General features: G+C 54.8%; 22 protein-coding genes. 10 read left to right on the top strand and 12 right to left on the bottom strand.

Annotation, left to right across the window (positions count from 1 at the left end; genetic code table 11):
- Positions 1 to 48: 48 nt before the first annotated feature.
- Together AC2FNB_RS11690 and AC2FNB_RS11695 are read right to left on the bottom strand one after the other, a co-directional pair.
- Positions 49 to 639, bottom strand: a complete 591-nt coding sequence (locus AC2FNB_RS11690) for a UbiX family flavin prenyltransferase (protein WP_496746472.1) — start codon at positions 637 to 639, stop codon at positions 49 to 51.
- Positions 639 to 2,147 (bottom strand): UbiD family decarboxylase, encoded by a 1,509-nt coding sequence (locus AC2FNB_RS11695; protein WP_496746514.1) that lies wholly within the window; start codon positions 2,145 to 2,147, stop codon positions 639 to 641. Before AC2FNB_RS11695 ends, AC2FNB_RS11690 begins: the two co-directional genes overlap by 1 nt.
- Before the next feature lie 127 nt (positions 2,148 to 2,274).
- Here AC2FNB_RS11695 and ubiT point away from each other — a divergent pair, with 127 nt between their 5' ends.
- The 4 genes from ubiT to AC2FNB_RS11715 are packed head-to-tail and all read left to right on the top strand — an operon-like array spanning position 2,275 to position 5,945.
- Positions 2,275 to 2,817, top strand: a complete 543-nt coding sequence (ubiT, locus tag AC2FNB_RS11700) for a ubiquinone anaerobic biosynthesis accessory factor UbiT (RefSeq protein ID WP_496746474.1) — start codon at positions 2,275 to 2,277, stop codon at positions 2,815 to 2,817.
- The gene (gene ubiU / locus AC2FNB_RS11705) at positions 2,817 to 3,794 is read left to right on the top strand and encodes a ubiquinone anaerobic biosynthesis protein UbiU (protein ID WP_496746516.1); all 978 of its coding nucleotides are present in this window, start codon (positions 2,817 to 2,819) and stop codon (positions 3,792 to 3,794) included. The genes ubiT and ubiU overlap by 1 nt, the downstream gene beginning before the upstream one ends.
- Positions 3,795 to 3,798: 4 nt before the next feature.
- Entirely contained in the window at positions 3,799 to 4,707 is a 909-nt protein-coding gene (gene ubiV / locus AC2FNB_RS11710; protein WP_480750763.1) for a ubiquinone anaerobic biosynthesis protein UbiV, read from the top strand.
- Positions 4,704 to 5,945, top strand: a complete 1,242-nt coding sequence (locus AC2FNB_RS11715; RefSeq protein ID WP_496746476.1) for an NnrS family protein — start codon at positions 4,704 to 4,706, stop codon at positions 5,943 to 5,945. Before ubiV ends, AC2FNB_RS11715 begins: the two co-directional genes overlap by 4 nt.
- 289 nt (positions 5,946 to 6,234) lie before the next feature.
- On the opposite strand, the gene AC2FNB_RS11720 is transcribed toward AC2FNB_RS11715, so the two are convergent.
- Positions 6,235 to 6,591: a hypothetical protein gene (locus tag AC2FNB_RS11720; protein ID WP_480750765.1), complete on the bottom strand. Its 357-nt coding sequence runs from the start codon at positions 6,589 to 6,591 to the stop codon at positions 6,235 to 6,237.
- The gene (locus tag AC2FNB_RS11725; RefSeq protein ID WP_496746478.1) at positions 6,588 to 6,932 is read right to left on the bottom strand and encodes a hypothetical protein; all 345 of its coding nucleotides are present in this window, start codon (positions 6,930 to 6,932) and stop codon (positions 6,588 to 6,590) included. The genes AC2FNB_RS11720 and AC2FNB_RS11725 overlap by 4 nt, the downstream gene beginning before the upstream one ends.
- Before the next feature lie 553 nt (positions 6,933 to 7,485).
- Here AC2FNB_RS11725 and AC2FNB_RS11730 point away from each other — a divergent pair.
- The 3 genes from AC2FNB_RS11730 (at position 7,486) to AC2FNB_RS11740 (ending at position 11,270) form a co-directional block, all read left to right on the top strand.
- Positions 7,486 to 7,944 (top strand): c-type cytochrome, encoded by a 459-nt coding sequence (locus AC2FNB_RS11730; RefSeq protein ID WP_496746480.1) that lies wholly within the window; start codon positions 7,486 to 7,488, stop codon positions 7,942 to 7,944.
- Positions 7,945 to 7,950: 6 nt separating this feature from the next.
- Positions 7,951 to 8,826 carry a c-type cytochrome gene (locus tag AC2FNB_RS11735; protein WP_496746482.1) on the top strand — a complete coding sequence of 292 codons (876 nt, stop codon included), beginning with the start codon at positions 7,951 to 7,953 and terminating at the stop codon, positions 8,824 to 8,826.
- A 137-nt stretch (positions 8,827 to 8,963) separates the two neighbouring features.
- The gene (locus AC2FNB_RS11740; RefSeq protein ID WP_496746484.1) at positions 8,964 to 11,270 is read left to right on the top strand and encodes a Tex family protein; all 2,307 of its coding nucleotides are present in this window, start codon (positions 8,964 to 8,966) and stop codon (positions 11,268 to 11,270) included.
- 124 nt (positions 11,271 to 11,394) lie between these two features.
- Here the strand turns inward: AC2FNB_RS11740 and AC2FNB_RS11745 are convergent, their stop codons facing one another.
- From AC2FNB_RS11745 to AC2FNB_RS11765, 5 genes are all read right to left on the bottom strand, one after another.
- The gene (locus AC2FNB_RS11745; RefSeq protein ID WP_496746486.1) at positions 11,395 to 12,135 is read right to left on the bottom strand and encodes a methyltransferase domain-containing protein; all 741 of its coding nucleotides are present in this window, start codon (positions 12,133 to 12,135) and stop codon (positions 11,395 to 11,397) included.
- A 152-nt stretch (positions 12,136 to 12,287) separates the two neighbouring features.
- A complete protein-coding gene (locus AC2FNB_RS11750; protein WP_496746518.1) occupies positions 12,288 to 13,367 on the bottom strand; it encodes an IS630 family transposase in 1,080 nt (359 codons plus the stop codon).
- A 77-nt stretch (positions 13,368 to 13,444) separates the two neighbouring features.
- Complete coding sequence (locus tag AC2FNB_RS11755; RefSeq protein ID WP_496746520.1) at positions 13,445 to 15,112, bottom strand: sulfatase-like hydrolase/transferase; 1,668 nt, start codon at positions 15,110 to 15,112, stop codon at positions 13,445 to 13,447.
- 125 nt (positions 15,113 to 15,237) lie between these two features.
- On the bottom strand, positions 15,238 to 15,480 hold the full coding sequence (gene nqrM / locus AC2FNB_RS11760; RefSeq protein WP_480750773.1) for a (Na+)-NQR maturation NqrM: 243 nt from the start codon (positions 15,478 to 15,480) through the stop codon (positions 15,238 to 15,240).
- A 17-nt stretch (positions 15,481 to 15,497) separates the two neighbouring features.
- The gene (locus tag AC2FNB_RS11765) at positions 15,498 to 16,523 is read right to left on the bottom strand and encodes an FAD:protein FMN transferase (RefSeq protein WP_496746488.1); all 1,026 of its coding nucleotides are present in this window, start codon (positions 16,521 to 16,523) and stop codon (positions 15,498 to 15,500) included.
- A 375-nt stretch (positions 16,524 to 16,898) separates the two neighbouring features.
- On the opposite strand from AC2FNB_RS11765, the gene AC2FNB_RS11770 reads away from it, so the two are divergent.
- From AC2FNB_RS11770 to AC2FNB_RS11780, 3 genes are all read left to right on the top strand, one after another.
- Positions 16,899 to 17,423, top strand: a complete 525-nt coding sequence (locus AC2FNB_RS11770; protein WP_480750775.1) for a CBS domain-containing protein — start codon at positions 16,899 to 16,901, stop codon at positions 17,421 to 17,423.
- A gap of 342 nt (positions 17,424 to 17,765) precedes the next feature.
- Positions 17,766 to 19,502 carry a type I secretion system permease/ATPase gene (locus AC2FNB_RS11775; protein ID WP_496746490.1) on the top strand — a complete coding sequence of 579 codons (1,737 nt, stop codon included), beginning with the start codon at positions 17,766 to 17,768 and terminating at the stop codon, positions 19,500 to 19,502.
- The gene (locus AC2FNB_RS11780) at positions 19,502 to 20,818 is read left to right on the top strand and encodes an HlyD family type I secretion periplasmic adaptor subunit (protein ID WP_496746492.1); all 1,317 of its coding nucleotides are present in this window, start codon (positions 19,502 to 19,504) and stop codon (positions 20,816 to 20,818) included. Before AC2FNB_RS11775 ends, AC2FNB_RS11780 begins: the two co-directional genes overlap by 1 nt.
- 46 nt (positions 20,819 to 20,864) lie before the next feature.
- Here AC2FNB_RS11780 and AC2FNB_RS11785 read toward each other — a convergent pair whose 3' ends face one another.
- Genes AC2FNB_RS11785 through AC2FNB_RS11795 form a run of 3 tightly spaced genes read right to left on the bottom strand, consistent with a single transcriptional unit; the run spans position 20,865 to position 25,168 of the window.
- Complete coding sequence (locus AC2FNB_RS11785) at positions 20,865 to 22,112, bottom strand: Tm-1-like ATP-binding domain-containing protein (protein ID WP_496746494.1); 1,248 nt, start codon at positions 22,110 to 22,112, stop codon at positions 20,865 to 20,867.
- A 42-nt stretch (positions 22,113 to 22,154) separates the two neighbouring features.
- Positions 22,155 to 23,642, bottom strand: a complete 1,488-nt coding sequence (locus AC2FNB_RS11790; RefSeq protein ID WP_496746496.1) for an aldehyde dehydrogenase — start codon at positions 23,640 to 23,642, stop codon at positions 22,155 to 22,157.
- A gap of 5 nt (positions 23,643 to 23,647) precedes the next feature.
- Positions 23,648 to 25,168: a tripartite tricarboxylate transporter permease gene (locus tag AC2FNB_RS11795; RefSeq protein WP_496746498.1), complete on the bottom strand. Its 1,521-nt coding sequence runs from the start codon at positions 25,166 to 25,168 to the stop codon at positions 23,648 to 23,650.

Raw genomic sequence — 25,168 nt, forward strand, 5'->3', positions numbered from 1 at the left:
GTCAGACCACAATGGCTTACAACGCACCTGACATGGGAACTGCAAAAACTAGGAAAGGCCAGAAAGAGTGGTCTTTTCGGGGGCCCACTGACGCGCCATTGGAACCGTTATTCCAAGGTGATCTATGGCGCGTGCTGCAATTTGATCGATGATGGCGGCGACCGATTCAGGTTGCAGGTAAAATGCGGGAACGGGCGGGAATATCGTTGCTCCCAGCTCCACCGCTGTGGTCATGTTACGTAGATGGGTCAAAATCAGAGGTGCCTCGCGTGCCAACAAAACCAAGCGCCGCCGTTCTTTGAGCTGCACTCCGGCCGCGCGGGTCAGCAGATTGTCGTCCAATCCGTTCGCTATCGCCGCCAGTGTTCGCATGGAACATGGTGCGACGATCATGCCCGATACCGGAACCGACCCCGAAGCGATGCTAGCACCAACATCGTTTATGTCATGGACTCGTGTTGCAATCTTGCAGGCTTCTTCAAATGCCGCCTGCCCGCATTCTAGCTCAATCGTGCGTTCCGCAGCCGCACTGATCACCAGGTCGGTTTCGGCGCCAAGTATTGCCAATTGTCGGACGACCGACAGACCCAGTGCGGCGCCTGACGCCCCGGAAATCCCAAGAACAACGCGCCTGGGCATCATGGAATGAGCCCCGGTAGAGCACGTCTCACGAAATCGGCTGCAAAGGCCGCATCTTCCGGATCGGTTCTCATAACTTCTCCCCACTCACGGGTGGTTTCACTATCAATTTTCTTCGTCGCATCGATGCCCATTTTTCCGGCCAAACCGGCTTTGGGCGAGGCAAAATCGAGATAGTCCATGGGCGTCCCATCAATGATCATCACGTCCCGTGCGGGGTCCATCCGTGTGGCCAATGCCCAGGCAATATCGTCCCAGTTTGACGGATCGATGTCCGAGTCAACGACAACAATTATCTTGGTATAGCTGAATTGTGGCAGCATTCCCCATAGCGACATCAAAACCCGACGTGCCTGTCCGGGATAACGCTTATCTATACTCACCACCGCCATGCGATAGGAGCAGGCAGCAGGTGGCAACCAAAGGTCACGGATTTCCGGGATTTGCGCGCGGATCGTTGGCAAGGCAAGTGTATTGAAAACCTCTCCGATAATCGCAGGTTCGTCTGGTGGTCTCCCTGTATAGGTGGACAAATACAGAGGCTCTTTTCGGCTGGTCATTCCCGTCACCCGCATTACCGGGAATGGTTCGGCAGCGTTGTAGTATCCGGTATGATCCCCGAAGGGTCCTTCTGGCGCCGTTTCCGCGGGCGAAATCCAACCTTCCAACACGATTTCCGCCTCGGCCGGAACCATCAGAGGAACAGTTTTTGCGGGTGCAAAGCGAGGTCGAACTCCACCAAGCACACCGGAAAAACTCAGTTCCGAGACCGTCTCTGGTAACGGCAGCGCCGCTGAAAGCAAAAGTGCCGGGCAGGCCCCTAGGGCAATGGCAACAGGCATTGGTTCATCTTGAAGCACCCATGTCCGATGGTGCGCCGCGCCACCCCTGTGGGGCAACCAGCGCATGATCAGACGGTTCTCTTCCAATACCTGAACCCTGTAGATTCCCGCGTTGTAACGTGAGATGTCTTCAGGTTTGGTGCCGAATGGACGAGTCAACACAACTGGCCAGGTAATCAGCGGGCCAGCATCACCCGGCCAATGAGTCTGCACAGGAATGACGTTCAAATCGACTTCGTCACCCTCCCGAACAATGCCCTGAACGGGTGCAGACGATAGGAATTTCGGTCTGGTTGACAGCGCAGCATTGAGCATCGGCCAACGCGAGAGCGCGTCACGTGCGCCGGAGGGTGGCGAAGGAGAGCGCAACGCCGCAAGAAATTCTCCCAGCTTGGGCAGGTTAACCTCTAGCATGCCAAGCCCCGCAGCGACCCGTTCAGTCGTGCCAAACAGATTGGTTACAACAGGCATCCCTCCAAGACTACTGTCGGAGCATTCCGGGTGATTGAACTGCAACACCGGGCCGCCTTGCTCTAAAACAACGCGATGCACCGCCGTCATCCGATGGCGGATAGGAACCGGCTCTGACACCGTTTGAAACTGCCCGGCCTCAGCGCACCAGCCGAGAAAGGATCGCAGGTCAGGAAATGGGGGCAGGTCGCGTATGGCGGAACTCCTTTGCGGATGATCGCGAGCTATCAGAGGAATTCACAAGCTGAATTGACATCAGTCAAATTACGCGAGGCACAATCAAACTAGGACAGGTGCAGACACGGCAGGAAAGGACCACTCATTGCCTCAGCCCTCCCCGATCATCCCACGGTTTCCACCGGCATTGGGACGGGCGCTAAGGGTCATACCCCTTGGCCCGCTATCGCTGTCCCTGACCAGCTATACCCGCGCCTTGGCAAAGCGTCACCCGGGCATGTTCCGGCGTTTGGGCGAACACGTTTCGTCGCGGTTTGTCCTGGACCCCACTGATCTGCCTATCTGTATTCTGATGGAACCAAATGGCGGCAAACCGCGAGTGCGTGTCTTGCGCAATAGGTGCAATGGCGACGCTCGAATTTCAGGGCCACTTGCAGCACTTCTAGGCCTTGTCCATGGCGCATACGACGGTGACGCGCTGTTTTTTTCCAGAGACTTGACGATCGAAGGCGACACGGCAGCCGCATTGGCTTTGCGCAATGCGATAGATGAAGAAGAACTGGATCTAGCACAGGAATGCGCGCGTTTTTCAGGGCCATTTTCAACTCCACTTCTGCGTCTGATTGCACTGACCGAACGTAGGACGGGTTTGTTTCTCTCGCGACCCGAGGAGAATTTATCGTGGTAATGGAAATCGTATGCCCCGCAGGAACACCGGCCGCGTTGCGTGCAGCCGTTAAGGCCGGAGCACACACCGTTTATTGCGGCTTTGCAGATGAAACCAACGCCCGGAATTTCCCCGGCCTGAATTTCAGTCGAGAAGAAATGCGTGAAGGCGTGTCCTTTGCACATGCGCATGGAGCAAAAGTTCTGGTCGCAATCAACACTTATCCGCGTGCAGGGGCGGAAAGCACCTGGCACCGCGCTGTGTCAGACGCCGGAACGGCAGGTGCCGATGCCGTGATCCTGGCCGATCCAGGCCTGTTGGACTACGCGGCCGCTAATTTTCCTCAATTGCGCCGTCACCTCTCGGTTCAGGCGGCCGCTGCCAACGCCGACATAATCAACTTCTATGCCAGTGAGTTCGGAGTGAGACGGGTTGTTCTACCGCGCGTCCTTTCCGTACCCGAAATTGCCGCGATAAATTCAGAAATTGACGTCGAAACCGAAGTATTCGTCTTTGGCGGGCTCTGCGTGATGGCCGAAGGCCGGTGCTCCTTGTCTTCTTACGCGACCGGAAAATCGCCCAACATGAACGGGGTTTGTTCACCAGCCAGCCATGTTGAGTACATCGAAGAGAACGGCGTTTTGGATGCACGTCTTGGAGGTTTTACCATCCACCGGGCAGGCAGGGGTGAACCGGCCCCTTACCCGACATTGTGCAAAGGGTGCTTCAGCGCAGGCGAAAAAAAAGGCCATCTTTTCGAAGACCCGGTCAGCTTGAATGCCGAACAACTAATTCCCCAGTTGAAAAAGGCGGGCGTCACGGCCCTAAAAATCGAGGGTCGCCAACGCTCTCGCTCATACGTGGCCCAAGTCGTTCGAAACTTCCGCGCTGCCGTCGACGCGCTCGAACAAGGCAGGCCGCTGCCTGTCGGCATGTTGGCAAGCCTGTCAGAAGGCCAGGCCATGACTACTGGCGCCTATAAAAAAACATGGAGGTGACGCCATGGAACTCACGGTTGGTCCAAATCAGTTCTTTTGGCCCACAGAGGACTGGACCAAATTCTATTCTGATCTTGCAACGGCACCTGTGGACAGGGTCGTTCTGGGTGAACTCGTGTGCTCTAAACGGTTGCCATTCTACCAAGACCAGATCCCGGCAGCGATGACCACGTTAGCAGAAGCGGGGAAACAGGTGGTACTCACCAGCCTTGCGCTTGTGACATTAAAACGTGAACGGAAATTGACTGCCGAGCTAGCCGAATTGGGCGCGGCTGTCGAGGTCAATGACCTGACTGCGCTGGCTTACCTGCCGAAAGGCGTCGACTTTCATGTCGGTCCTTTGATCAATGTTTATAACGAGGGTACGCTGTCATGGCTCGCCAAGCGCGGTGCAACCCGCATCTGCCTGCCGCCTGAACTGCCTCTGAACTCGGTGCGGCGCTTGACGGACAAGGCTCAGGAACTCGGTGTTGCGATCGAAATCTGGGGGCATGGGCGCATACCCTTGGCCATGTCTGGTCGATGCTATCATGCGCGCTTGCATGGGCGGATTAAAGACAATTGCCAATATGCCTGCGAAGATGACCCCGATGGCCTGCAGGTTCGAACATTGGACGATCAACCGTTTCTGGCTATGAACGGAGTGCAGACCCTGTCCGAGACATATGCCTGTGCTGCCAACCAGATTGGGCTATTGGCAGACTGCGCGGTCTCTGCGCTGCGCCTATCTCCACAATCGAAGGGTTTCACCAATTTGTGCAAGGGGTATCGTCGTTTGCTGGAAGGTGAGACATCGGCCGTGGGCCTTACGGAGGAGATTTCGGCGCAAAACCCTGGTATCAGATTTAGCGACGGTTTCCTTACAGGCGATACCGGTTTGAGTTGGTCCGGTGCCGATATTAACGCGGTATGAATTCTCACTACGGCGGTTCGGATACTCTATTTGCTCAGGTTTTAGCCGCCCCTTACCGACCGCTGTTTCTCGCGGCCATACTCGCAGCGCTCCTGTCGGTAATGTGGTGGCCGCTTGGCCCCTTGATTGGCATTCCCGCGCCGGTCTTTCCATCCCCTTCGCTTTGGCACGCTCACGAACTAATCTTTGGATTTGCAGGAGCCGCCACAGGTGGATATTTGCTCACCGCCTTGCCCTCGTGGACCGGCGCCGATCCGATTTGCGGGTGGCGTCTGAAATTACTGGTTGGTCTTTGGGTATTTGCACGATTCACAATGGCAACAGCAGATTGGCTGCCATCATTGTTCGTTGTCATCGCGAATTCAGGGTATTTTCTTGTACTGGCAGGCCTACTTTTCCAAGGCATTGTGACCGCGAAGGCCTACCGAAGATCTTTCTACTGCATCGCGGTGCTTGCCATGTCCGGATTGGACGGCGCCCTTTTAGCTGGCGCCTCATGGGGTAATTTCGCGACCAGCTCGTCGGTACTGCATGTTATGATTTTGTTGTTTGCGTTGATGATCCTGAACATCGGCAGTACAGCAATACCCGCCTTTACCCGAAACTGGCTGATGTCGCGATCGTGCGAATGTGTCACCGAGTTCGAAGGCACCCGAAACAGATACGCCAGCATTGCCTTCCTGCTAATCGCATTCGCATTCTTCCTAGTCGAGCGAGAGCGTGCTGAGGGCGTTGCTCTTATGGTTGCCTCACTCTTGATCCTGGTGTCCATGCGTAAGTGGCAAACCCACAGAGTCCTCGGGAACCCGCTCCTAGTCGCCTTGCATGGGTCTTTTTTGTTTCTTCCACTTGGCTTGGCAGTGATGGGTTCTATTAAAGCATTCGAATGGCCTTTGGACAAAACCACCGCGCTGCACATTTTGACGATGGGCGCGATGGCGGGACTTATCATGGCCATTTCGGGCCGAGCTTCGTCCCATATCGGAGACGGCAATCTGAAGGCCAGCCGAGTATTTATTGCCGCAGTCGCCCTGATTTGGCTTGCCACCATTACAAGAGCCTCTGTGCTGGTCTTGCCATCTTCCAGTAACTTTCTCTTTTGGGCTGCGTGTTTCTGGTGCCTAGGTTGGATGTTGTTTCTTTTTGACTTCCGACACGCGTTGAAAGGCCCACCACCTCGGCCAGTCCTGAGTGGAAAACGTTTGAAAACTCTGCCCGAAATGGGCGGTTCGGTTTGATGCACTAGAACCTGACAATCTCATTGACGGTCCGATCCGTTGGGCACGGCAACTGCGCACCTTTCGGCGGTGTTTCGCAGGCAGGAAGCGAAAACCATGCTTCTTGTTCTTGCTCTACGTATTTTGGATTTCATGTTCTAGTTCGAGAAAGGGCGCCAAAACTGGTGCAACCAGATACTTGCCAAAGGACCTGACCAACTACGCGATCAGGTCCTCTAGTCTGTCCATATAGAAACCGGTTACCGACCCGTTTTCCAGGCACTTTTACCAACTTCACAAATTATGAAAGCTATTCGAACGCACCAAACAACCGGCTTCTGTCCTGCCGTGTTGCTGTCCGTTCAACCACAGTGTTGTTGTTGGCGTCTTTCAACTCATACTGCCCATTCTCGATTTCTTCTTTCCACCCATCCACATAGTTGACTTCAATATTCCGTCCGCTGATCTCGAAACTGGCTACCGTGCCGCCACCTTTTGCTCGGCTGGCAGCTCCTCTGGGCGCCGTCGCCTGTGTACTGCGGGCATTCGCCAAATTCTCAAAATCCTGGGGCGTCGCAGGGCGTTCTTCGACCGTGCGACCAAGCGCGTTCTTCCGTTCGAACCGGCCATTTTCGATTTCGATCTTCGATCCATCCGCAAAAGTCACTTCGCGCCCATGATGATTCGGGTCATCGTCCAATCCTCGGCCCTTCCTTCCGCGACGTCCATCGTCGTCATCATCATCTCGCGAGCTTCGGCTGTCGCGATCATCATCGTCACTGTTTCCAGGCCCACTGTTATCATCGCCGCCGCTGCCAGATCCGCTATTCCCGCCGTCACTGTCGTCGCCGCCGCCGCCAGATCCGCTATTCCCGCCGTCACTGTCGTCGCCGCCGCCGCCAGATCCACTATTCCCGCCGTCACTATCGTCACCGCCGCCGCCAGGCCCGCTATTCCCGCCGTCACTGTCGTCGCCGCCGCTGCCAGATCCACTGCTTCCTCCGTCACTATCCCCTCCACCACCGGGGCCACTGTTTCCGCCGCTCTCACCATCCTTCGCCCATGCTACTGGCACGGATAAGGTTACAAACCCGCGCTCGTTAGTGGTTATGGTCAATGGAATTGCTGCCAGTGTTGCTGATAGGGCTGTGGTCAAAGCCAATTTCGTCGCCTGTTTCATCCGTCTTTCTCCTTCTGCCAGTGCGAAAACCGACGGGTATAGCCGTCTCTCTGGCAATTTGAACATGTATTGAATTCTAGGAAATCAGACTTTTGTCCCGTGTTATCCTCGAATTGGTCTGCTTCGGACCATTTCTGCCTCGATCTCCGACTCTGGTCCTGACCGAAGAACAACCTTCTCAGACCTTGGTCGGTTTGGCTGAGAACTGGATTGTCGCAGGCTCATATTGACCGGACCGGTGCGACAGGCCATGAACCCCGACTTGCATGCGCGCTCCTACTGGAGGTCCCTGATACCGGACCGGTCGCAGAAGTTGCTATGGCAATTTCAAAAAACGCTCTATTGTTTAACAGGTCAAACGACCGGAGAGGCGGACGACACATGAAAAAGACCTTTTTAACTATCACGATAGCGACTTTGTTAAGTACCGGGATTGCACAAGCCCAAGATTATTCGTCGGCCATAAATGCGAGGCAAGGCCAGATGCGAATGCAGGCATTGAACATCAGCATTCTCGGTGCGATGGCCAAAGGCGAGTTGGAATATGATGCTGGTTTGGCGCAAGCAGCAGCAGACAATCTTGTCGCGATTTCAAATATAAACCAGTTGACCAATTGGCCTGAGGGCTCGGAAGCCGGAGCCAATGAGGGCACAAGAGCCAAGCCTGAGATCTGGAGCAATTCCGCAGGGTTCCAGGAAAAGTGGGCTGCGTTTGCCCCTGCCGCAGTGCAGATGCAAGCTGCAGCTGGACAAGGTGCAGCCGAGATTGGTGCAGCGATCGGAGCCGTCGGAGGCACGTGTAAAGGTTGCCACGACGATTTCCGTGAACCTCAGAACTAGCTCTATATGCGCCGGGGTGTCCTAGCGCTGTCTTTGGCGGCCGTTTTGGCCGCCATTGTTTTCTTTTTGCTCACGGCGCCTGAGCGCCTCTCTTCTGAGGCATTTTCCGAAAAAGAAGGTGATGCAGTGGCCGGGAAAACAGTGTTCCTCGCGGCGGGCTGTTCGTCATGTCATCAATCGCCAGGCGCGGAGGATTCGTTGACATTGTCCGGAGGACAACGGTTTCCTTCTGATTTTGGCACATTCCTGGCACCAAATATCTCCATGCACCCATCCGCTGGAATTGGTGATTGGTCCCTGGCGGATTTCGCAACCGCTCTGAGATATGGGGTTTCACCGGACGGGCAGCACTACTATCCTGCGTTCCCCTATACCTCGTACACACGCATGACGGATCAACAGATTGCCGATCTCTGGGCCTACATGCGGACACTCCCCGAAGCTGATGACGCAAGCCTACCGCACGAAATCACGTTTCCATTTTCGGTTCGCAGAGGGTTGGGGCTATGGAAACGGCTCAAATTTTCCGCCGACTGGGTTATGCCCGAGGTCACCACAGCAGAAGTTGAACGTGGTCGCATGCTGGTTGAAGCACTGGGACATTGCGGCGAATGCCATACACCTCGGGATGCGTTGGGCGGCCTGAAAAAAAACGTTTGGTTGGGTGGCGCCCCCAATCCGACCGGCGAAGGGCGTATCCCTGCCCTGACGCCGGACAAGTTGACGTGGAGCGCTGCGGACATCGCATACTACCTCGAAACCGGGTTTACTCCGGACTTTGACAGTGCCGGAGGGCACATGGTTGCAGTTATAAAGAACACCTCGCAACTCACCCCCGAAGATCGCGCCGCAATCGCCGCTTATCTTAAATCGCTGAAGTGAAACTCAGTCGCCTGGGTGAGATTCCTGCTTCAGAGATCTAGGCCGGCTTCTTTTTCCCGTGATCGGTGCAACCGTCTCTTTCCCTCCTTCAAGGCACTGGCTAAGAAGTTCCTCTAATTTGATTCAAGGAGACAGGTTTGGACCGGATCGCCCGCACAATTGCCACCGAAATCAGCGCCCGCCCTGAACAGGTGAGCGCAGCGGTCAAGTTGCTGGACGAAGGAGCCACCGTGCCATTCGTCGCCCGTTACCGCAAGGAGGTGACAGGTGGGCTGGACGATACTCAACTGCGGATTCTGTCGGACCGGCTGTCGTATCTAAGAGAACTGGAAGCACGACGTGAAACGATCCTGAACTCGATAAATGATCAGGGGAAACTCACGGACGATCTGAAGAAATCCATCGCACAAGCCGACACCAAGGCACAGCTTGAAGATATATATCTGCCCTACAAGCCTAAACGCCGCACCAAGGCCATGATTGCTAGAGAAAACGGGCTCGAACCTCTGGCCGATGCCATCTTGTCTGACCGCAGCGCCGACCCGGAAAAGCTGGCGGAAGGCTATGTAACCGAAGCAGTGCCAACGTCCAGGGACGCATTGAATGGTGCCCGGGACATCGTCGCCGAACGACTAACCGAAAATGCAAATCTTCTGGGAAAATTGCGCAGCTTCATGCAGAAAGAAGCATTTCTGACGTCAAAAGTGATCGACGGCAAGGAACAGGAAGGAGCGAAATTTTCCGACTATTTCGATCATTCTGAGTTATGGGCAAATGTGCCGTCTCACCGGGCGCTAGCGATGCTGCGAGCATCGAAAGAAGGCATCGTAACTCTGGATATTGCGCCCGAGCCAGAAAGCGGCACTGCACGCGCCGAGGCGATGGTGGCAGCTCATTTGGAAACACGGGACGATGGCCCCGGTGACCAATGGTTGCGCAAAGTTTCCGGTTGGAGTTGGCGGGTGAAACTTTCGTTGTCGATGATGGTCGAACTCATGGCAGATCTGCGAACTCGCGCACAGGAAGAAGCCATTCAGGTTTTTGCGCGCAACCTCAAGGATCTACTGTTCGCAGCCCCGGCGGGCGCACGTCCGACACTCGGCCTTGATCCAGGGATCAGAACCGGCGTCAAGGCCGCAGTCGTCGATGCGACCGGTAAACTTATCGCCACAGAGACGCTCTATCCGTTCCAGCCCAAGAACGATTTGCGTGGGGCGCAAACCACAATCTTCAAGCTGATTACCGAACATAAGATCGAACTCATCGCTATTGGCAATGGAACTGCCAGTCGCGAAACAGAACGAATGGTCGCAGACACGTTGAAACTACTGCCGAATTCGGTAAAAGGTCCAACTAAAGTTGTGGTGTCCGAGGCCGGTGCCTCCGTCTATTCTGCTTCGGCACTTGCGGCACGAGAGTTTCCGGATCTTGATGTCAGCTTGCGCGGCGCCGTTTCAATCGCTCGCCGACTGCAAGACCCATTGGCCGAACTGGTCAAAATTGAACCAAAGTCAATCGGTGTCGGTCAATACCAGCACGACGTGGATCAGCATCGTTTGGGTCAATCACTGGAAGCCGTGATTGAAGACGTCGTGAACGCCGTGGGCGTCGACCTGAACATGGCGTCTGCACAATTGCTCTCACACGTGTCCGGTTTGGGCCCTGGGCTGGCCGAGGCGATCGTTGCACATCGGGACCTTAATGGTGCTTTCAGAACACGCAAAGAACTGTTGAAAGTCGCCCGCCTTGGCCCGCGTGCATTCGAACAATGTGCCGGTTTCCTTCGCATCCCGGATGGAGACGAACCGCTCGACGCATCCGCCGTGCATCCCGAAGCCTATGCTGTTGCCCGCCGCATCGTTAAGGCGTGCGGCCGAGACATTCGGCAGATTATGGGCAGTGGCGGAGCATTCACGACTTTACGCGCCGAGCAATTCGTCGATGACACCTTTGGCTTGCCAACAGTGCGAGACATCTTGTCAGAACTGGAAAAACCCGGTCGCGACCCACGCCCGAGTTTTGTTACTGCCTCCTTCGCCGACGGTGTTGAAGAAATCACCGATCTCAAACCTGGTATGGTTCTAGAAGGTACTGTAACGAACGTCGCGGCGTTCGGTGCGTTTGTTGACATAGGCGTTCACCAAGACGGGCTGGTTCACGTCAGCCAGTTGGCCGATCGGTTTGTCAAAGACCCGCACGAGGTGGTAAAAACGGGCCAAGTTGTAAAGGTGCGTGTGGTTCAGGTAGATGTTTCTCGAAAGCGCATCGGTCTAACCATGCGGAAGGATGGCGGGGCTGTTGCTGAGAGAGATCGGTCGGCACGCGGGCCGGCATCGAACAAAGGCAGCTCAGCAACAAACCATCAGCGCAGGAGTGCCCCCGAAGAGATCGGCAGCACTGGTGCACTTGGCGCTGCACTGAGGGACGCTTTCAAGAAAGACTAATAGGCTAGAAGCCCATTGATCAGTAGGCTAGCTGGAGATCATGCTCTAATGGTCAGAATCAGACATCGCGAACCCTGTCGCACGCCCCTCGGCGAAGGTCGGAGGTAAGAATGATACCGCGAGGTTAGGCTTGTGTCCGCGCGGTGACTACAAACTGCGGAGACACTGCCAAATAGGTCCCGTCCACGGCGGCACCTTCCAAATCTTTCAAGAGTGTCGCGACACGCTGTGCTGACATCCCGCCCTCGATCGCATATTCGCCGATCGTACGGATCATGCCAAGCAACCGGCCGGTCGTGTCGGCTGCAGTAACGACTTGGACCTTGATATCGGAGAAGCCCGCACGTCGTGCCAGAGCATGAAGCCGACGTCCGATGACGGGCTGTTCCCAGGCCCAAGCCGCCGCTTCGATGAGATCGTTCCATTCTCTCATTTCAAGAGGTTCGACGGCCATAAGACGCCGGTCACCCTCGATCATATGAAGCCTCCCATCCGGACGCAGCACACGCCGAAACTCAACCAAATTCGCCTCTGGCTTGGGTACATGAATAAGCGTGTTTCGCACGATGACTCGATCGACGCTTGCCGTCGGCAAGGGCACATCTTCATCGGTCAATAGGTGCGTGGTTATGCGATCGGCAATTCCTGCCTGTTCTGCCTTTGATCGAGCACTCGCGAGAAAATCTTCATTTACGTCGGCAGCATGAACATGACCGTCAGGGGCAACTCGGTCGACAAATTCGATTGCTTGATGTCCCGGGCCGCAGCCAAAATCCAGAATATCAAGCCCAGGGGCGAGACACGCGCCATCATAGTAATGGGCGGTCTCTTCGCTCCACCGGAACATCGCTTCGAAGCGCTGCAAACGCTCGTCCGGAATGTCGATCCATTGACTATCTAGTTCTGACATAAGTCACCAAAGCCAACATCCCCTCTTGCGGCCATTTGACCTTAGCACATTTGGCCGCCTTGGGCTCCAAGCCGTCATCTGACGACTTCTGTCAGACTTCGATCGACCTATCGGCCCGAAGCCAAGGTCTGGAACCCACGGTTTCGCGCGGCGATGATCCGGTCGGGGTCGGCCGTCCAGCGGAAAGGCTTGGCCTCGGTCGTGTTGTGTTCTGCGATGAAGCGGTTGATGGCGGCCTGCAAATCGACGAGTGAGTGGAACACGCCGCGTTGCAGGCGGCACCGGGTCAATTTGGCGAAGAAACCTTCGACCGCGTTCAGCCAGGAGCAGCTTGTGGGCAGGAAGTGGAAGGTCCAGCGCGGATGCCTCTCCAGCCAGGTGCGGACCTTGGCGTGCTTGTGCGCGGCGTAGTTGTTCAGGATCACGTGGACCTCCCTGCCTGAGGGCACGCGGTGCTCAATGTCATTCAGGAAGCGAATGAACTCCTGATGGCGATGACGCTGCATGTTCCGACCAATCACGGTTCCGTCGAGCACGTTCAGCGCTGCAAATAGTGTGGTGGTTCCGTTGCGCTTGTAGTCGTGCGTCATCGTGCCGGCCCGCCCCTTCTTCATCGGCAAGCCCGGTTGTGTGCGATCCAGCGCCTGGATTTGTGACTTCTCATCGACCGAAAGCACCACCGCGTGCGCCTGCGGGTCGACATACAGCCCCACCACGTCGATCAGCTTGTCTACGAAGTTCGGATCCTTCGAGAGTTTGAACGCGCGCCAGCGATGCGGGCTGAGGCCATGCGCCTTGCAGATGCCACGTACCGTCAAAGGCGCCACCCCGGCAACTTTGGCTATCACCCTGAGCGTCCAGTGCGTGGCCTCATGCGGCGGCTTCTGGGTCAGCCGCACGACCTCAGCGACCTTATCTGCCGGCGTTGGCGGGGTTCCCGGTGGCCGTGTCTTGTCGCGCAGGAGACCTTCGACGCCTTCCTCCACGAAGCGCTCCTGCCAGCGCCAGACGCAGGTCTTGGACTTGCCTGTCTCCGACATGATCGCCGCTGTGCCGTGCCCGTTGTCGCTCAGAAGAATGATCCGGGCCCGCCAGACATGCTTCTGGGGGCTGTTGCCATTCGAAACGATCGCATCCAATCGGTGACGGTCGGTCGACGAGAGGCTGAAACTGACACCGGTGCGCATGTTTGTAGACACGCACAACCCCAAGGCAGAGGGAATCCCAAAACGGACTCGTCCGTCTTGCTCAAACCACTAGAATATCATTTCAAATAGCTCTTGTACGGCCTCGCTTTTCGTTTCCGGTATTTGACGGTCAAGTGGAGTGGGGCTTCATTCTCATCGTAGATTCCGACCATCACACCGCGTCCTCGGCTTTTTGTTCTCATGTCGATCAGTTGCTCGTGTGTTCTTGTGGTCCTTTGTGACGGGCGGCGCGTCCATTCGAACAAACGGTCATACATCGCACTAATGATGTCCCCGTGGGCTTCGGACTTTCCCAGATCCACGAGTTCATTTGGATCGTTCTCGAGGTCGAATAGAATGGGCGGATGACCGCCTTCACAGTGGATCAGCTTCCATTTTTCCGTTGCAACCATGAACATCACGGCATCGCGAACATCCGCCTGCAAAATGTCGGCGACTGGTGAAGCAGAGTAGTCATACTCGCAAATGACGTAGTCGCGTTTTGTGTCGCCTCTCATACTCCTTAGAATTGGCAGCAGGCTTTCGCCTTCAAGGATGTGATCCGCAATATGCCCACCGGCAACTTCAACGAACGTTGGGACGAGATCGATAGATTCCACCAGCGCATCGCAAACCGATCCACGAGTATCATCCGCCTCGTCGGACGGATCGAAGATGATCAATGGAACCTTGGTCGATGCATCATGGAAGAAAGTCTTTTCCCCCATCCAGTGGTCCCCAAGGAAATCGCCGTGATCCGAAGTCAGAACGATCACCGTGTCTTTCATCCGTCCCGTTTCTTCCATCCAGTCGAACAGCCGACCCATCTGGTCATCCGCTTGTTTGATCAGGCCCATGTAAGCCGGGATTACCGCATCTCGCACCTCCTTGCGCGAAAAAGCCTCTCCCACCTTGGTATCCATGAACGCCTTCAGCACTGGGTGCGCATTTTGTCGTTCGGAATCCGAACGGTTTACGGGTAATACATGCTCTGGACCATACATTGACGCATAAGGTTCGGGTACGACATAGGGCCAATGCGGTTTGATATAGCTGAGGTGAAGGCCCCACGGGCCCTCGTTACCTTGCATGAACTCCATACCTCGTGTCGTTAGGTAGGGCGTTTCGCTGTGTTTCTCTTCAATGTTCGCCGGGTTCTGGGAATGTTTCAGGAACCAGCCTGACAAAACGTTTCCGTTTTCATCCAGTCCTGAGTTGGCAAAGTCATGCCATGGGTTGTCGCTCTCGTAACCGAGGGCGCGAAGGTACTTATTGTAGTTCTCGGCACCATTCGCATCATAGTAACCGTCGGGCCCTTCGGGAAGCATGCCGTCGTCACGTTCGAACACGTCAAATCCGCACTCCGCCACTCTGGCACCGATCAGGCTATCAGGCTCCAAGCCAAGCCGAGCCATCCCCTCGGCATCTGCTCTCATATGCGTTTTCCCGACCAACCAGCATTCCATTCCGGCTTCCCGCAGGTGGTCGCCCATTGTCACTTCACCGACTTTCAGGGGAATGCCGTTCCACGAGGCCCCATGGGAATGCACATAGCGTCCGGTATACGTAGACATGCGTGAACTGCCGCAGATCGGGGATTGGATATACGCTCGGGTGAATCGAACGCCCATCGAGGCCAGACGATCAATGTTCGGCGTCTGCAAATGCGGATGGCCATAACAGCTCAGATAGTCCCAGCGCAGCTGGTCGAACATAATAAAAAGAATGTTCTTCGGCCTGACCATGATCTCCATCCGAATTGATTTACTTCACATGCTAACTGAATTGTAAATCAACGTTTGGCGATTGGCTATAACGACCCTTACGAAAATGCTGTTGCGCCCAGCGTACCGCATGCAGACTCGATGCGTCAGACGGAAGCTTCACTCTCCATCTCTTCCAACTTTTTACGTGCACGCGGGCATTGCAGTTTGTCCCTCAGCGGACTGTCCGGATCGATGTCCTTTTGGCATACGACACATTTGTCCGCCCCCGATATTGCATTAAGGCCGCCGCAGCTGCCCTTGATCGTCTTACCCATCAGCATGACACCCAAAGACATGCCCACGACGATGATCAACAACAAAGAGAATGCCAATACGAATGTGCTCATCTTAGTTCTTACCCCGGTCAGTTTCGGCCCAGCACTTCCTTGAATGCACTGCTTTGCACCGTGATATAGGCTTCATCGTCGCCTGTCACATCCCGAGCAATAAAAAAGACGGCAAGATCGAATTTTTCGGCCACTTTCATACCGTCATCCAATCCCAAGGCCAACATCGCAGTTGCCCAAGCATCCGCCATCATCGCGTTTTCGGATACAACCGTCACTGAAGTGGTGTGGTGCGTAATCGGACGACCGGTTGTCGGGTCGATAATATGCGAATATCGAACCCCATCCTGCTCGAAAAAATTCCGATAGTCGCCCGATGTTGCTAGTCCCAAGTCACTAACAGGCACGACCAGTTGCACTGCCTGCGCGCCGGGCTCCGGTTTTTCAATACCGATTTGCCACGGCTTTCCCTTGTCATTCTCACCCCTTGCCACAAGGTCACCGCCGATCTCGACCATGTAATCGTGGACATCGGCGGCATCCAAAGTAGCAGCCACTGCATCGATACCAAAACCTTTGGCAATAGCCGACAAATTGATGCCCACACTGCCGTCTGTCTTGGCAAGCATTAATGTTGACTCGTCCAAATGGAGAAGCGACCCTTGCCCAACGTGTTCAAGCGCAGCCAAAATGGCTTGGTCGCTTGGAACCGGATCATCGGGCTTGCGAGGGCCAAACCCCCAGAGTTCAATTAACGGCCCAAGAGTTACATCAAACTTACCACCGCTTTGTTCGTGCACTTCATTGGCCGCCGCCATCACTCGGGCAAATTCGGCGGAGACTTTGACAGGAGCAGTACTGTTGGATGTCGAAAAAGTTGAGACCTCAGAATTTGGATCCCAGTTCGACATCTTTGCATTAACCGCTGCAAGGGTTTGTTTGATCGACTGAGACAACGTTTCCGAGTCCAGATTGTCGCCGATGGCAATAATGTTGTAAGTGGTTCCCATGGTCTCGCCCGACAGGCGAACCACCTCGGACTCCTTGTCGAACAGGCAGCCGGCAGTCAGACACAGAAAGACCAAAGCGAACCAGTGGCGCATAAACTTACTCCAGAGACAAATGCACTCGGCATATGACAGCGCATATTTGCGGAGTCAAACAACACTCAGTGGTCGAAAGGAAGGAATCCCAGCGCTATCAAACCTAGCGCTGCTGGTACTCCATATAGCCAAGCGCGAATCTGCCAGCCCGGCGTTTGCTCCTTCCATGCTTGGCGAAAGCGGTGACCGCAGACAACGACCAAGAAAACAATCAAAACACCACTTAGCGAAGTAAGGTGAAGATTTTGCAGCATTCAGATTTCCCTTGATTCACAGTACTCTGACATTTTGTGACGCATTTGCCCACTATACAGATCGCCCACCAGCGGTAAGGTGGACACAAGAATTCGAACCGGTACAGGAGGAGACCAGCCAATGGCCCCAAGCTCTTACCAAGCGCCCAAGCGTGGCGACAAGGCCGAGACCACCACCTACAGCCAAACCGTTGAATCTAATTTGTCACACTCATTGACGACCGTAGCCAAGCTCTTGGAAGGAAAGGGAGGCGATGTGTTTTCCGTCCGCCCGGGAGAGACTATTCATGAAGTCGTAAAACTCCTGAAGGAAAAACGTATCGGCGCCTTGGTCGTCACGGATCAGAATGGCGCGCTGCAGGGTATCCTTTCTGAACGGGATATCGTGCGACGCATGGCCGAGACGCCTGGACAGACCTTGCCTCAGTCCGTTTCTGATCTGATGACCACGAAAGTTCAAAGCTGCGCACCAGAGGATTTTCTAATGGACGTCTTGAAGCGTATGACCGAGGGGCGCTTCCGACATATGCCAGTATTGAAGGACGGAAACTTGTGCGGGATGATAACAATTGGAGATGTGGTTCAGTTTCGCCTCAATGAGTTGGAATATGAGGCACTGAAAATGAAACAGATGATCGTGGGTTGAAAACCATCGGCACGTCCGCAGTTGGGTTGGCTCCAAACATAATACTAGCATAACCAAACCCGCCCCGGTGTGTTGCAGGCGATAAGTCGCTGAGTATCAAAAAGTTTGGCGATTTTCCGCAATACAAGAACTAGGGAGTGTTGAAGACACAAATCGAAGATGTATTTAGCTCCTTCGAGAAAGCTCCTAAAACTCTTTGCAGAATGTGGGGACCGAATGACCGGACACATGGGCTGAAGCTGATAAGCGGCTGAAAATTCAGTCAATGTTCGGAAACAATTAAACCCGGGAATCAAGCATCGCGAACGCGTTTTGTGAGCCCATTAAAGTCTGATCTTAAATATGACACGTCTAAGCCAAATGCCTCAGGCACGCCACGAACTTCAAGCGGCGCGAAACAATGGCCTTCGATACATCGGCGTGGCCTTCCTGTTCAGCATCTTTGTAAATATTCTGATGCTCACAGGCCCGTTATTTATGCTTCAGGTTTATGACCGCGTTCTAGGATCGCGATCTGAAGAAACGCTGACTGCGCTGTTCTTGCTGGTGGCTCTGCTATATGGCCTGATGGCCCTACTTGACTATGCCCGCGGCCGCATCGTCGCGCGATTTGGAGCGCGGCTGCAAACTGAACTGGATGAAAGAGTCTTCGAAGCGACACTCAGACAATCGATTCACCCGCGTGCCCGATCTACCCCTGCGACGGCCCTGCGTGATCTTGAATCTATTCAAACACTGTGCAGTTCTCCCGTACTTTTGGCCGTGTTGGACATACCATGGACGCCATTGTTTCTTGCCGCGATTTTCATCTTTCATCCTTGGCTTGGCTGGCTTGCAATTGTGGGAGGAGGCATACTGATAGTTGTCGCATTGCTCAATCAGGCTTTGACGCGCAAGCGCGTAGCGGACGCCCAAAAAGCGTCAGCCTTGGCCAACGCTTTCTCGGAAAGCGCCCGACAGGCATCCGAAGTTGTGCGCTCCCAGGGTATGCAACGCGACGTGACAGCACGTTGGATGCGGCAGAGGTCCGACGCGCTGGGGCAAACAATTGCCGCTAGCGACTGGACCGGCAGCTTTACATCTCTAACCAAATCAGTTCGGCTATTCCTGCAATCGGCCATGCTAGCACTTGGTGCCTACCTGGTTTTGCAAAACGAAATGACCGCAGGCGCGATGATTGCCGGCTCTATCCTATTGGGTCGCGCGCTCGCGCCGATAGAACAGTCGATCGGCCAATGGGGGCTCATTGAACGCGCCAGAACCTCGTGGACATCGTTGAGCAGATTTCTTGACTCAATCCCTCCAGAAGACAAGCGAACCAAGTTACCAATCCCTAAAGCGCACCTGTCGGTGCAATCCGTGACAGTCATTCCTCCGGGTGCCTCGACGCCAACCTTGCGCAATGTCAGCATGACTGTGGAGCCGGGCGAAGCCATCGGCGTTATCGGCAAAAGCGGATCTGGCAAGACCACATTGGCGAAGGCTTTGCTGGGACTTTGGCCCGCTGCGGCGGGGGAAATTCGATTGGGTGGAGCCACGCTGGACCAGTACGATGTCAGTGATCTGGGCAAGCATATCGGCTACCTGCCGCAACAAGTTACTTTGTTCAATGGAACTGTTGCCGAAAACATTGCCCGCATGTCCCTGAACCCTGATTCCGAGGCAGTTATTGCCGCGGCCAAGAAGGCCAAGGCCCATGAGCTAATCCTGAGCCTGCAAAAGGGATATGACACGTTTCTCGAAGGTAACGACAGCCAATTGTCCGGTGGTCAAAAGCAACGGATTGCGATGGCACGCGCTTTGTATGGCGATCCGGTTCTGCTGATCCTAGACGAACCGAATTCGGCTTTGGATGCGGAAGGAACCGAAGCACTCAATGCCGCAGTGCGAGAGTTCAAGTCTGTCGGCAAAGCCGTCATGATCATGACTCATCGCCCTCAAGCCATATCTGAATGCGATCGTTTAGCCGTGGTGGAAAAAGGCCAGATTGTGCGGATAGGCAACCGTGATGAGGTGCTGAGCGCAATGGTTCAAAATGCTGGTGTGATCAAAAGACAATTCGGAAAGGCGGGCGAGTAATGGCCGATATATCTGCTTCGTCCAATAAACCTGCATGGCGTATTGCCTTTCCTGCAGCCGTAGGGTTCTTCGCGCTGGCCATTTTGGTTGGCGGCATCGGTGTCTGGAGCACGCAAACGGAACTTGCTGGTGCTATCGTCTCTCCGGGGATTGTCGAGGTTCAAACAAATCGTCAGGTGGTTCAGCATCCGGATGGTGGTGTCGTGGGCGAAATCTTTGTTCGCGACGGTGACAGGGTAAATGCGGGCGATATGTTGATCCGGTTCGACGACACATTCCTGTCGTCGGAACTTACTATCGTCCAGGGGCAACTGTTTGAACTTCTCGCACGCAAGGCTCGCCTTGAGGCGGAACGCGATGGTGAGGACACCGAAGGACTGAACACCAAACTCCAGCAATTGACCGAAGACGAGCATGCGACGAAGGAACTTGTAGACGGTCAGCGCCGCTTGTTCATTGCCCGAGCAGAAACAATGGAGAAACAGTCGGAACAACTTCGGGAGCAGAAAACGCAGATCGAAAGCGAAATCAAAGGCACGCAGGCGCAACTGGTCGCTTTGAGAGAGCAAGTTGCCCTGATCGAGGACGAGTTGGAAGATCAGGAAAGCCTTCTGACAAGGGGCCTTACACAGACCAGCCGCGTTTCGGCATTGAAGCGCGAAAGCGCAAACCTGAACGGTGAAATCGGGCAGCTCGAAGCGACCGTAGCCCGGCTCAAAGGCCAGATCGCCTCGACTGAGATCGAGATCGTCCGCCTTGGCGCAACCCGAAGGGAAGAAGCCATAACAACTTTGCGCGACCTGCAATTCCGCGAGATTGAACTGGCCGAACGGCGTCTTTCACTGCGTGAACAGTTGTCGCGCATGGATATTCGGGCACCTGTCTCAGGTGTCGTTTATGGAAGCACGATCTTTGCGCTGCAATCGGTGGTCCAACCCGCCGAACCTATGATGTATGTGGTTCCGCAGGACACCCCACTGAAAGTAACGGCGCGGGTGGATGCCATTAATGTTGACCAACTCCATGTTGGGCAGGCGGCTACACTGAGGTTTACAGCTTTCAACCAAAGGCAGACACCAGAAATCGACGGCCATGTCGCTACCATTTCGGCTGATGTGTTTACGGACGAAAAAACCGGGTATAGTTTTTATCGGGCCGAACTCTATCTGGATGAGGGGCAGTTGGACCGTCTCCAGGGCCAAGTTCTGCTTCCGGGCATGCCCGTTGAGACTTTGATCAAGACGGACGAGCGAACGCCGCTTTCCTATTTGACCAAACCGCTCACAGACTACTTCGTGAAGGCATTCCGCGAGTAAATTGGAGACGGCAGGTTATTAACCGGCATGGTTCTTCTAGGGTCGTTCATTGCGCCCGCAATTCTTTGGAAACGGTCCCGTCCCTGATCCATTCATCAAAAAGAGACAGCACTGCGTCACTGAACTCACTATCATTAATATGCGCGTCCACCTCGGTCATTGGCGTCTGTCCAGGAATAATCTTTCGGGCTTCGTCAACCAATGCGGCAAGCCCTTCTGGATCGTGCGCCTCGTGCCCTTCCCGGTCCCATTCTTCGACTCCACCTAGGGGCAAGAAGAAGTGTGTTGCCCCTTTGGCGGCTGCCATTCGTTTTGCCATCTCACGTATCCACATGCGGCGTTCTTCAGCTGTGAAGACAGAGCTTTTGATCAATCGATTGTGTTCGTGAAAGGGGCGGCCGGCATATTGCGGCGGGATATCCTGCCAGCCAGCAAAATCCACCAAGTCTAGGGCTCCAGGCGCCACCATCTGAGGTGTCCCGACCTTTCCTGCATTTGTAAGCCGGTCTTCACCACTGGAAACGAGCGACCCGGCCATCAAGTTGCCGAATTCCTGCATAGAAAAATCCATGACGCAATTGAACGCTCCCTCACCGGCCAGCTTTTCAAAAGCCATGCCGCCCATTCCCGTCGAATGAAACACCGCCACGTCAAACCCTCGTTCTTCAAGTGCAGGTTTCAGTGTTTTCATGTATTTCAAACAGGATGATCCCAGCGAGGTCATACCGACCATGGGTCGATCTGAAGAGGGCGGCTGAACAGCTTTTGTGGCTCCTACGATGGCTCCGGCAGCCTGGGAAAGGGATGACCGGCATACCGAATTCAACCCATAGAGGCCGCCTGCCCAAAGGATCATCTGGATGTCAGGCGCCAAACGATCAGGGGGGACTAAGGCAGAAAAGCTGACGGTTGAGGCGATGTATTTTGGCACTCCCATGGGCAGGACTTGAGCACAATCGAGCGCGAGGTCCGTGCCCATCGTGCCGCCGATTGCCAACATTCCGTCAAACCGCCCTTCTGCATGTTCTTTCGCAACCAACGACGCAGCCCCCCGTGACATGACACGAAAGGCTTTGTTCTCGTCTCCTAACGCAATGACGTCATCAATGGTCATGCCGCCAGCGGCGGAAACATCGTGCTTGCTGATATCCGTCGGGCCGGAAGGAACACCCAATACGCTCACATCCATACTCAGAACATTGGCTCCTTGTCCCTTGATGCATTGTTCGATGAACCTCATTTCGGGTTCCTTGGTGTCGTAAGTGCCAATTACCAGGATGGTTCTTTTTGACATTCGTTTCCTCCTAGCGATCGATACCGCCGCAACCAAATTATCTTAAAGCTGAATCCAGGCGGATTTCAGATCCAAATACTTGTCCATCGCATGCAGTGATTTGTCGTGCCCGTTGCCTGATTGCTTGACCCCTCCCAACGGGACCGTCATATCGGAACCGCCATATGTATTGACGTGGATGACACCGGACCGCACCGCGTCAACCATCCGATGCGCACGGCTTATATTCGAGGTCCATATCCCGGCGGACAGCCCATAATCGGTGCTGTTGGCCAGCCCAATTGCCTCAGCCTCGTCCTTGAACGTCGTAACCGCCAAAACTGGGCCAAAAACCTCTTTTCGAAACAGGTTATCGGTTGGTTTGACCCCACTCATGATCGTGGGCGACATATAGTAACCTCCGGTTTCCTCCAGTATCCGCTCGCCACCCGTAACGCAGCGAGCGCCCTCGTCTTGGGCCGTATGAACAAAATCCAGATTGGACGAAAGCTCAGCGAGAGAATGTACGGCACCTATCTGGATTTTCAGATCCAGTGGGTCGCCAACGCGGAAAGCACCCGCATGGCGCGCCATTTCGGCCACGAAATCGTCAGCTATGTCGTCTTGTACCAGCAGCCGGGATGCAGCCACACAAACCTGACCTGAGTTCCGAAAAATACCTGCTGCTGATATTGCCGCTGCCTGAGCCAGGTCTGGCACGTCGTTGAACACTATATTTGGAGACTTTCCGCCAAGCTCAAGATAACAGCGCTTTAGATTGGACTCCGCCGAATACTTCATTAAGCACCGTCCTGTGGCACCCGATCCGGTAAAAACAAGAATATCCACGTCCATGCTCAAGGCCAAGGCCTCTCCGACGACCGATCCTTTTCCGGTCACCACGTTGAACACGCCATCAGGCAACCCTGCTTCAGAAGCCAGCTCAGCTATTTTGAGTAGGGTAAGCGAGGCACTTTCAGCAGGTTTCAGAACAATAGAATTGCCGGCGGCCAAAGCGGGCGCGATTTTCCAACTGCCGATCATCAAGGGAAAATTCCACGGCACAATTGCCCCCACTACACCAACTGGAGTGTGGTGAACCAAGCCCAGTACGTCATTGGGCGTTGGAGCGATCTGACCGTAGATCTTGTCGATGGCCTCGCCATAGTACCGGAACGTAGCCGCGGCTGACAAAGCTTCCGCCTTGTAGGCCATATTGACCTCGGTTCCATTGTCACGAACGCCCAGCACGGCCAATTCCAAGGCTCGCTCCTCGATCAGATCTCCCAGCCGCATCAAGATCTTCTTGCGGGCAGCAGGCGCCACGCGAGACCAGCGACCATCCTCGAACGCGGCCCGAGCCGAGTTCACTGCCTTGGCCATGTCATCCGGAACACCCTTGGCGATCCGCGTCAGGAATTGACCATTGATGGGGGAGATGACTTCCAGGTGCTCTCCCGATACCGAAGAAACAGATTTGCCATCGATGAAATGGCCCTGATCGGGAATATCCTGGCGTCGGATGCGATCTATAGCTGCCTGGTCAAGCATTCAAATCACCCTTGTTGTGTGGTTGTTTCCGGTCCGACAGGCTCGGGGTTCCGGCGGGCTTTGTGTTCTCGGATCAAGGCTCTGATATGCAACGCGAAAATTAGCGCGATCATTGCGAACAGGAAGGCGGCGATGGGACGATCGACAAAGTCCAGTGGCGTCTTGACCCGGGCCATCGCGCTGCGCAATTTGACCTCCATGATGCCTCCCAGAACCATCCCTAGAATGATTGGGACAATCGGCAGATTTAGCCGCTTTAGAATCAACCCAAATACACCGAACCCGGAAGCCAAGGCGCAATCAGTGATGGAGTTTCGCAGACTGTAGACCCCGACAAAGGACAGGATGATGATTATGATTCCCAAAAAACGAGTCGGGATCTGAATGATCTTCAAGAGCAGGTTGGTCGAGAACAGCAAAAAGACCAGAACAATCACGTTTAGCAGTATCAGCGCCAGATAGATCGCCATGACAAAGTCCATCTGGCTTTCAAACAGCTGGGGGCCGGGGATCACATTGTGGACGTAAAAGACCGACAGCATCATCGCGGTCAGCGCCTCGCCCGGGATGCCAAGCGCCAGCAACGGGATCATGGCAGCGCCTGGCACGGCATTGTTCGACGCTTCCGACGCGACAAGGCCTTCCGGCGAGCCGTCACCGAATTTTCCCGGCTCTTTCGAGCTTTTCTGGGCATAGGTATAGGATAGGAATTGCGCCGTAAACTCGCCCACTCCGGGAACCATACCCATCAAAACGCCAATACTGGATGACACAGTCGCTACCCGCTTGATCCCGAAAAGTTCCTTGAACCCCGAAAGTAAATTACCATCGACATGCGCCTGACCCGGCGCGTGATCTTTGTCGACCAGAAGTAGTAATGCCTGACTGATGGCGAAGAGTCCGAGAACAACAACGATCAGATCGACCCCCGAGGCCAGCCAGCTTTGGTCAAATGTGAAACGTTTCGTGTATTTGACCGGTTCCAGCCCAACGGTGTTCAGCAACAGGCCAAAACTTGCCAACATCGCCGCAGCAAACGTTTGCCCCCGATGGGCCAACACCACAAGGATGATGCCCATGAGTGCCGCAAGAAAGATCTCGCGACTACCGAAATGCGGGGCGACGGCCGCAAGAACCGGCGACAGGATGATCAAGCAGATAACCGAAAAGATGCCACCGAAGAAAGAAGCCGAGTAGGCCAGCGACAACGCTCGCTGCCCTTGTCCTCGTTTCGTCATCGGATAACCGTCATAAGTGGTCAGGGCGTTGACCGCTGTTCCGGGCGTATTGATCAGAATTGCAGGGATCGCGCCGCCATACATGGATGAACCATATATACCCAAAAGCAAAGTCAGCCCGACAATGGGTTCAAAGGCAAATGTGGCGGGCAAGAGAATTGCAATTGCAACAGCCGCGCCGACGCCCGGCAATGCGCCGATGATGACACCGCCTATCGACCCGATAAGGAGGGCTGCGACCACGTTCCATTGAGCAATTATCCCGAAACCGGAGATCAGCGTATCCAT

This window comes from Ruegeria sp. BHSB058 (assembly GCF_059613285.1).

Excerpts from the sequence above, each read along its gene's own strand:
- ubiV (WP_480750763.1), top strand. The coding sequence starts at position 3,799 with ATGGAACTCACGGTTGGTCCAAATCAGTTCTTTTGGCCCACAGAGGAC.
- AC2FNB_RS11775 (WP_496746490.1), top strand. The coding sequence starts at position 17,766 with ATGACACGTCTAAGCCAAATGCCTCAGGCACGCCACGAACTTCAAGCG.
- AC2FNB_RS11735 (WP_496746482.1), top strand. The coding sequence starts at position 7,951 with ATGCGCCGGGGTGTCCTAGCGCTGTCTTTGGCGGCCGTTTTGGCCGCC.
- AC2FNB_RS11765 (WP_496746488.1), bottom strand. The coding sequence starts at position 16,523 with ATGCGCCACTGGTTCGCTTTGGTCTTTCTGTGTCTGACTGCCGGCTGC.
- AC2FNB_RS11750 (WP_496746518.1), bottom strand. The coding sequence starts at position 13,367 with ATGCGCACCGGTGTCAGTTTCAGCCTCTCGTCGACCGACCGTCACCGA.
- AC2FNB_RS11780 (WP_496746492.1), top strand. The coding sequence starts at position 19,502 with ATGGCCGATATATCTGCTTCGTCCAATAAACCTGCATGGCGTATTGCC.
- AC2FNB_RS11790 (WP_496746496.1), bottom strand. The coding sequence starts at position 23,642 with ATGCTTGACCAGGCAGCTATAGATCGCATCCGACGCCAGGATATTCCC.
- AC2FNB_RS11755 (WP_496746520.1), bottom strand. The coding sequence starts at position 15,112 with ATGGTCAGGCCGAAGAACATTCTTTTTATTATGTTCGACCAGCTGCGC.
- nqrM (WP_480750773.1), bottom strand. The coding sequence starts at position 15,480 with ATGAGCACATTCGTATTGGCATTCTCTTTGTTGTTGATCATCGTCGTG.
- AC2FNB_RS11730 (WP_496746480.1), top strand. The coding sequence starts at position 7,486 with ATGAAAAAGACCTTTTTAACTATCACGATAGCGACTTTGTTAAGTACC.
- AC2FNB_RS11770 (WP_480750775.1), top strand. The coding sequence starts at position 16,899 with ATGGCCCCAAGCTCTTACCAAGCGCCCAAGCGTGGCGACAAGGCCGAG.
- AC2FNB_RS11690 (WP_496746472.1), bottom strand. The coding sequence starts at position 639 with ATGCCCAGGCGCGTTGTTCTTGGGATTTCCGGGGCGTCAGGCGCCGCA.
- ubiU (WP_496746516.1), top strand. The coding sequence starts at position 2,817 with ATGGAAATCGTATGCCCCGCAGGAACACCGGCCGCGTTGCGTGCAGCC.
- AC2FNB_RS11795 (WP_496746498.1), bottom strand. The coding sequence starts at position 25,168 with ATGGATACGCTGATCTCCGGTTTCGGGATAATTGCTCAATGGAACGTG.
- AC2FNB_RS11785 (WP_496746494.1), bottom strand. The coding sequence starts at position 22,112 with ATGTCAAAAAGAACCATCCTGGTAATTGGCACTTACGACACCAAGGAA.
- AC2FNB_RS11715 (WP_496746476.1), top strand. The coding sequence starts at position 4,704 with ATGAATTCTCACTACGGCGGTTCGGATACTCTATTTGCTCAGGTTTTA.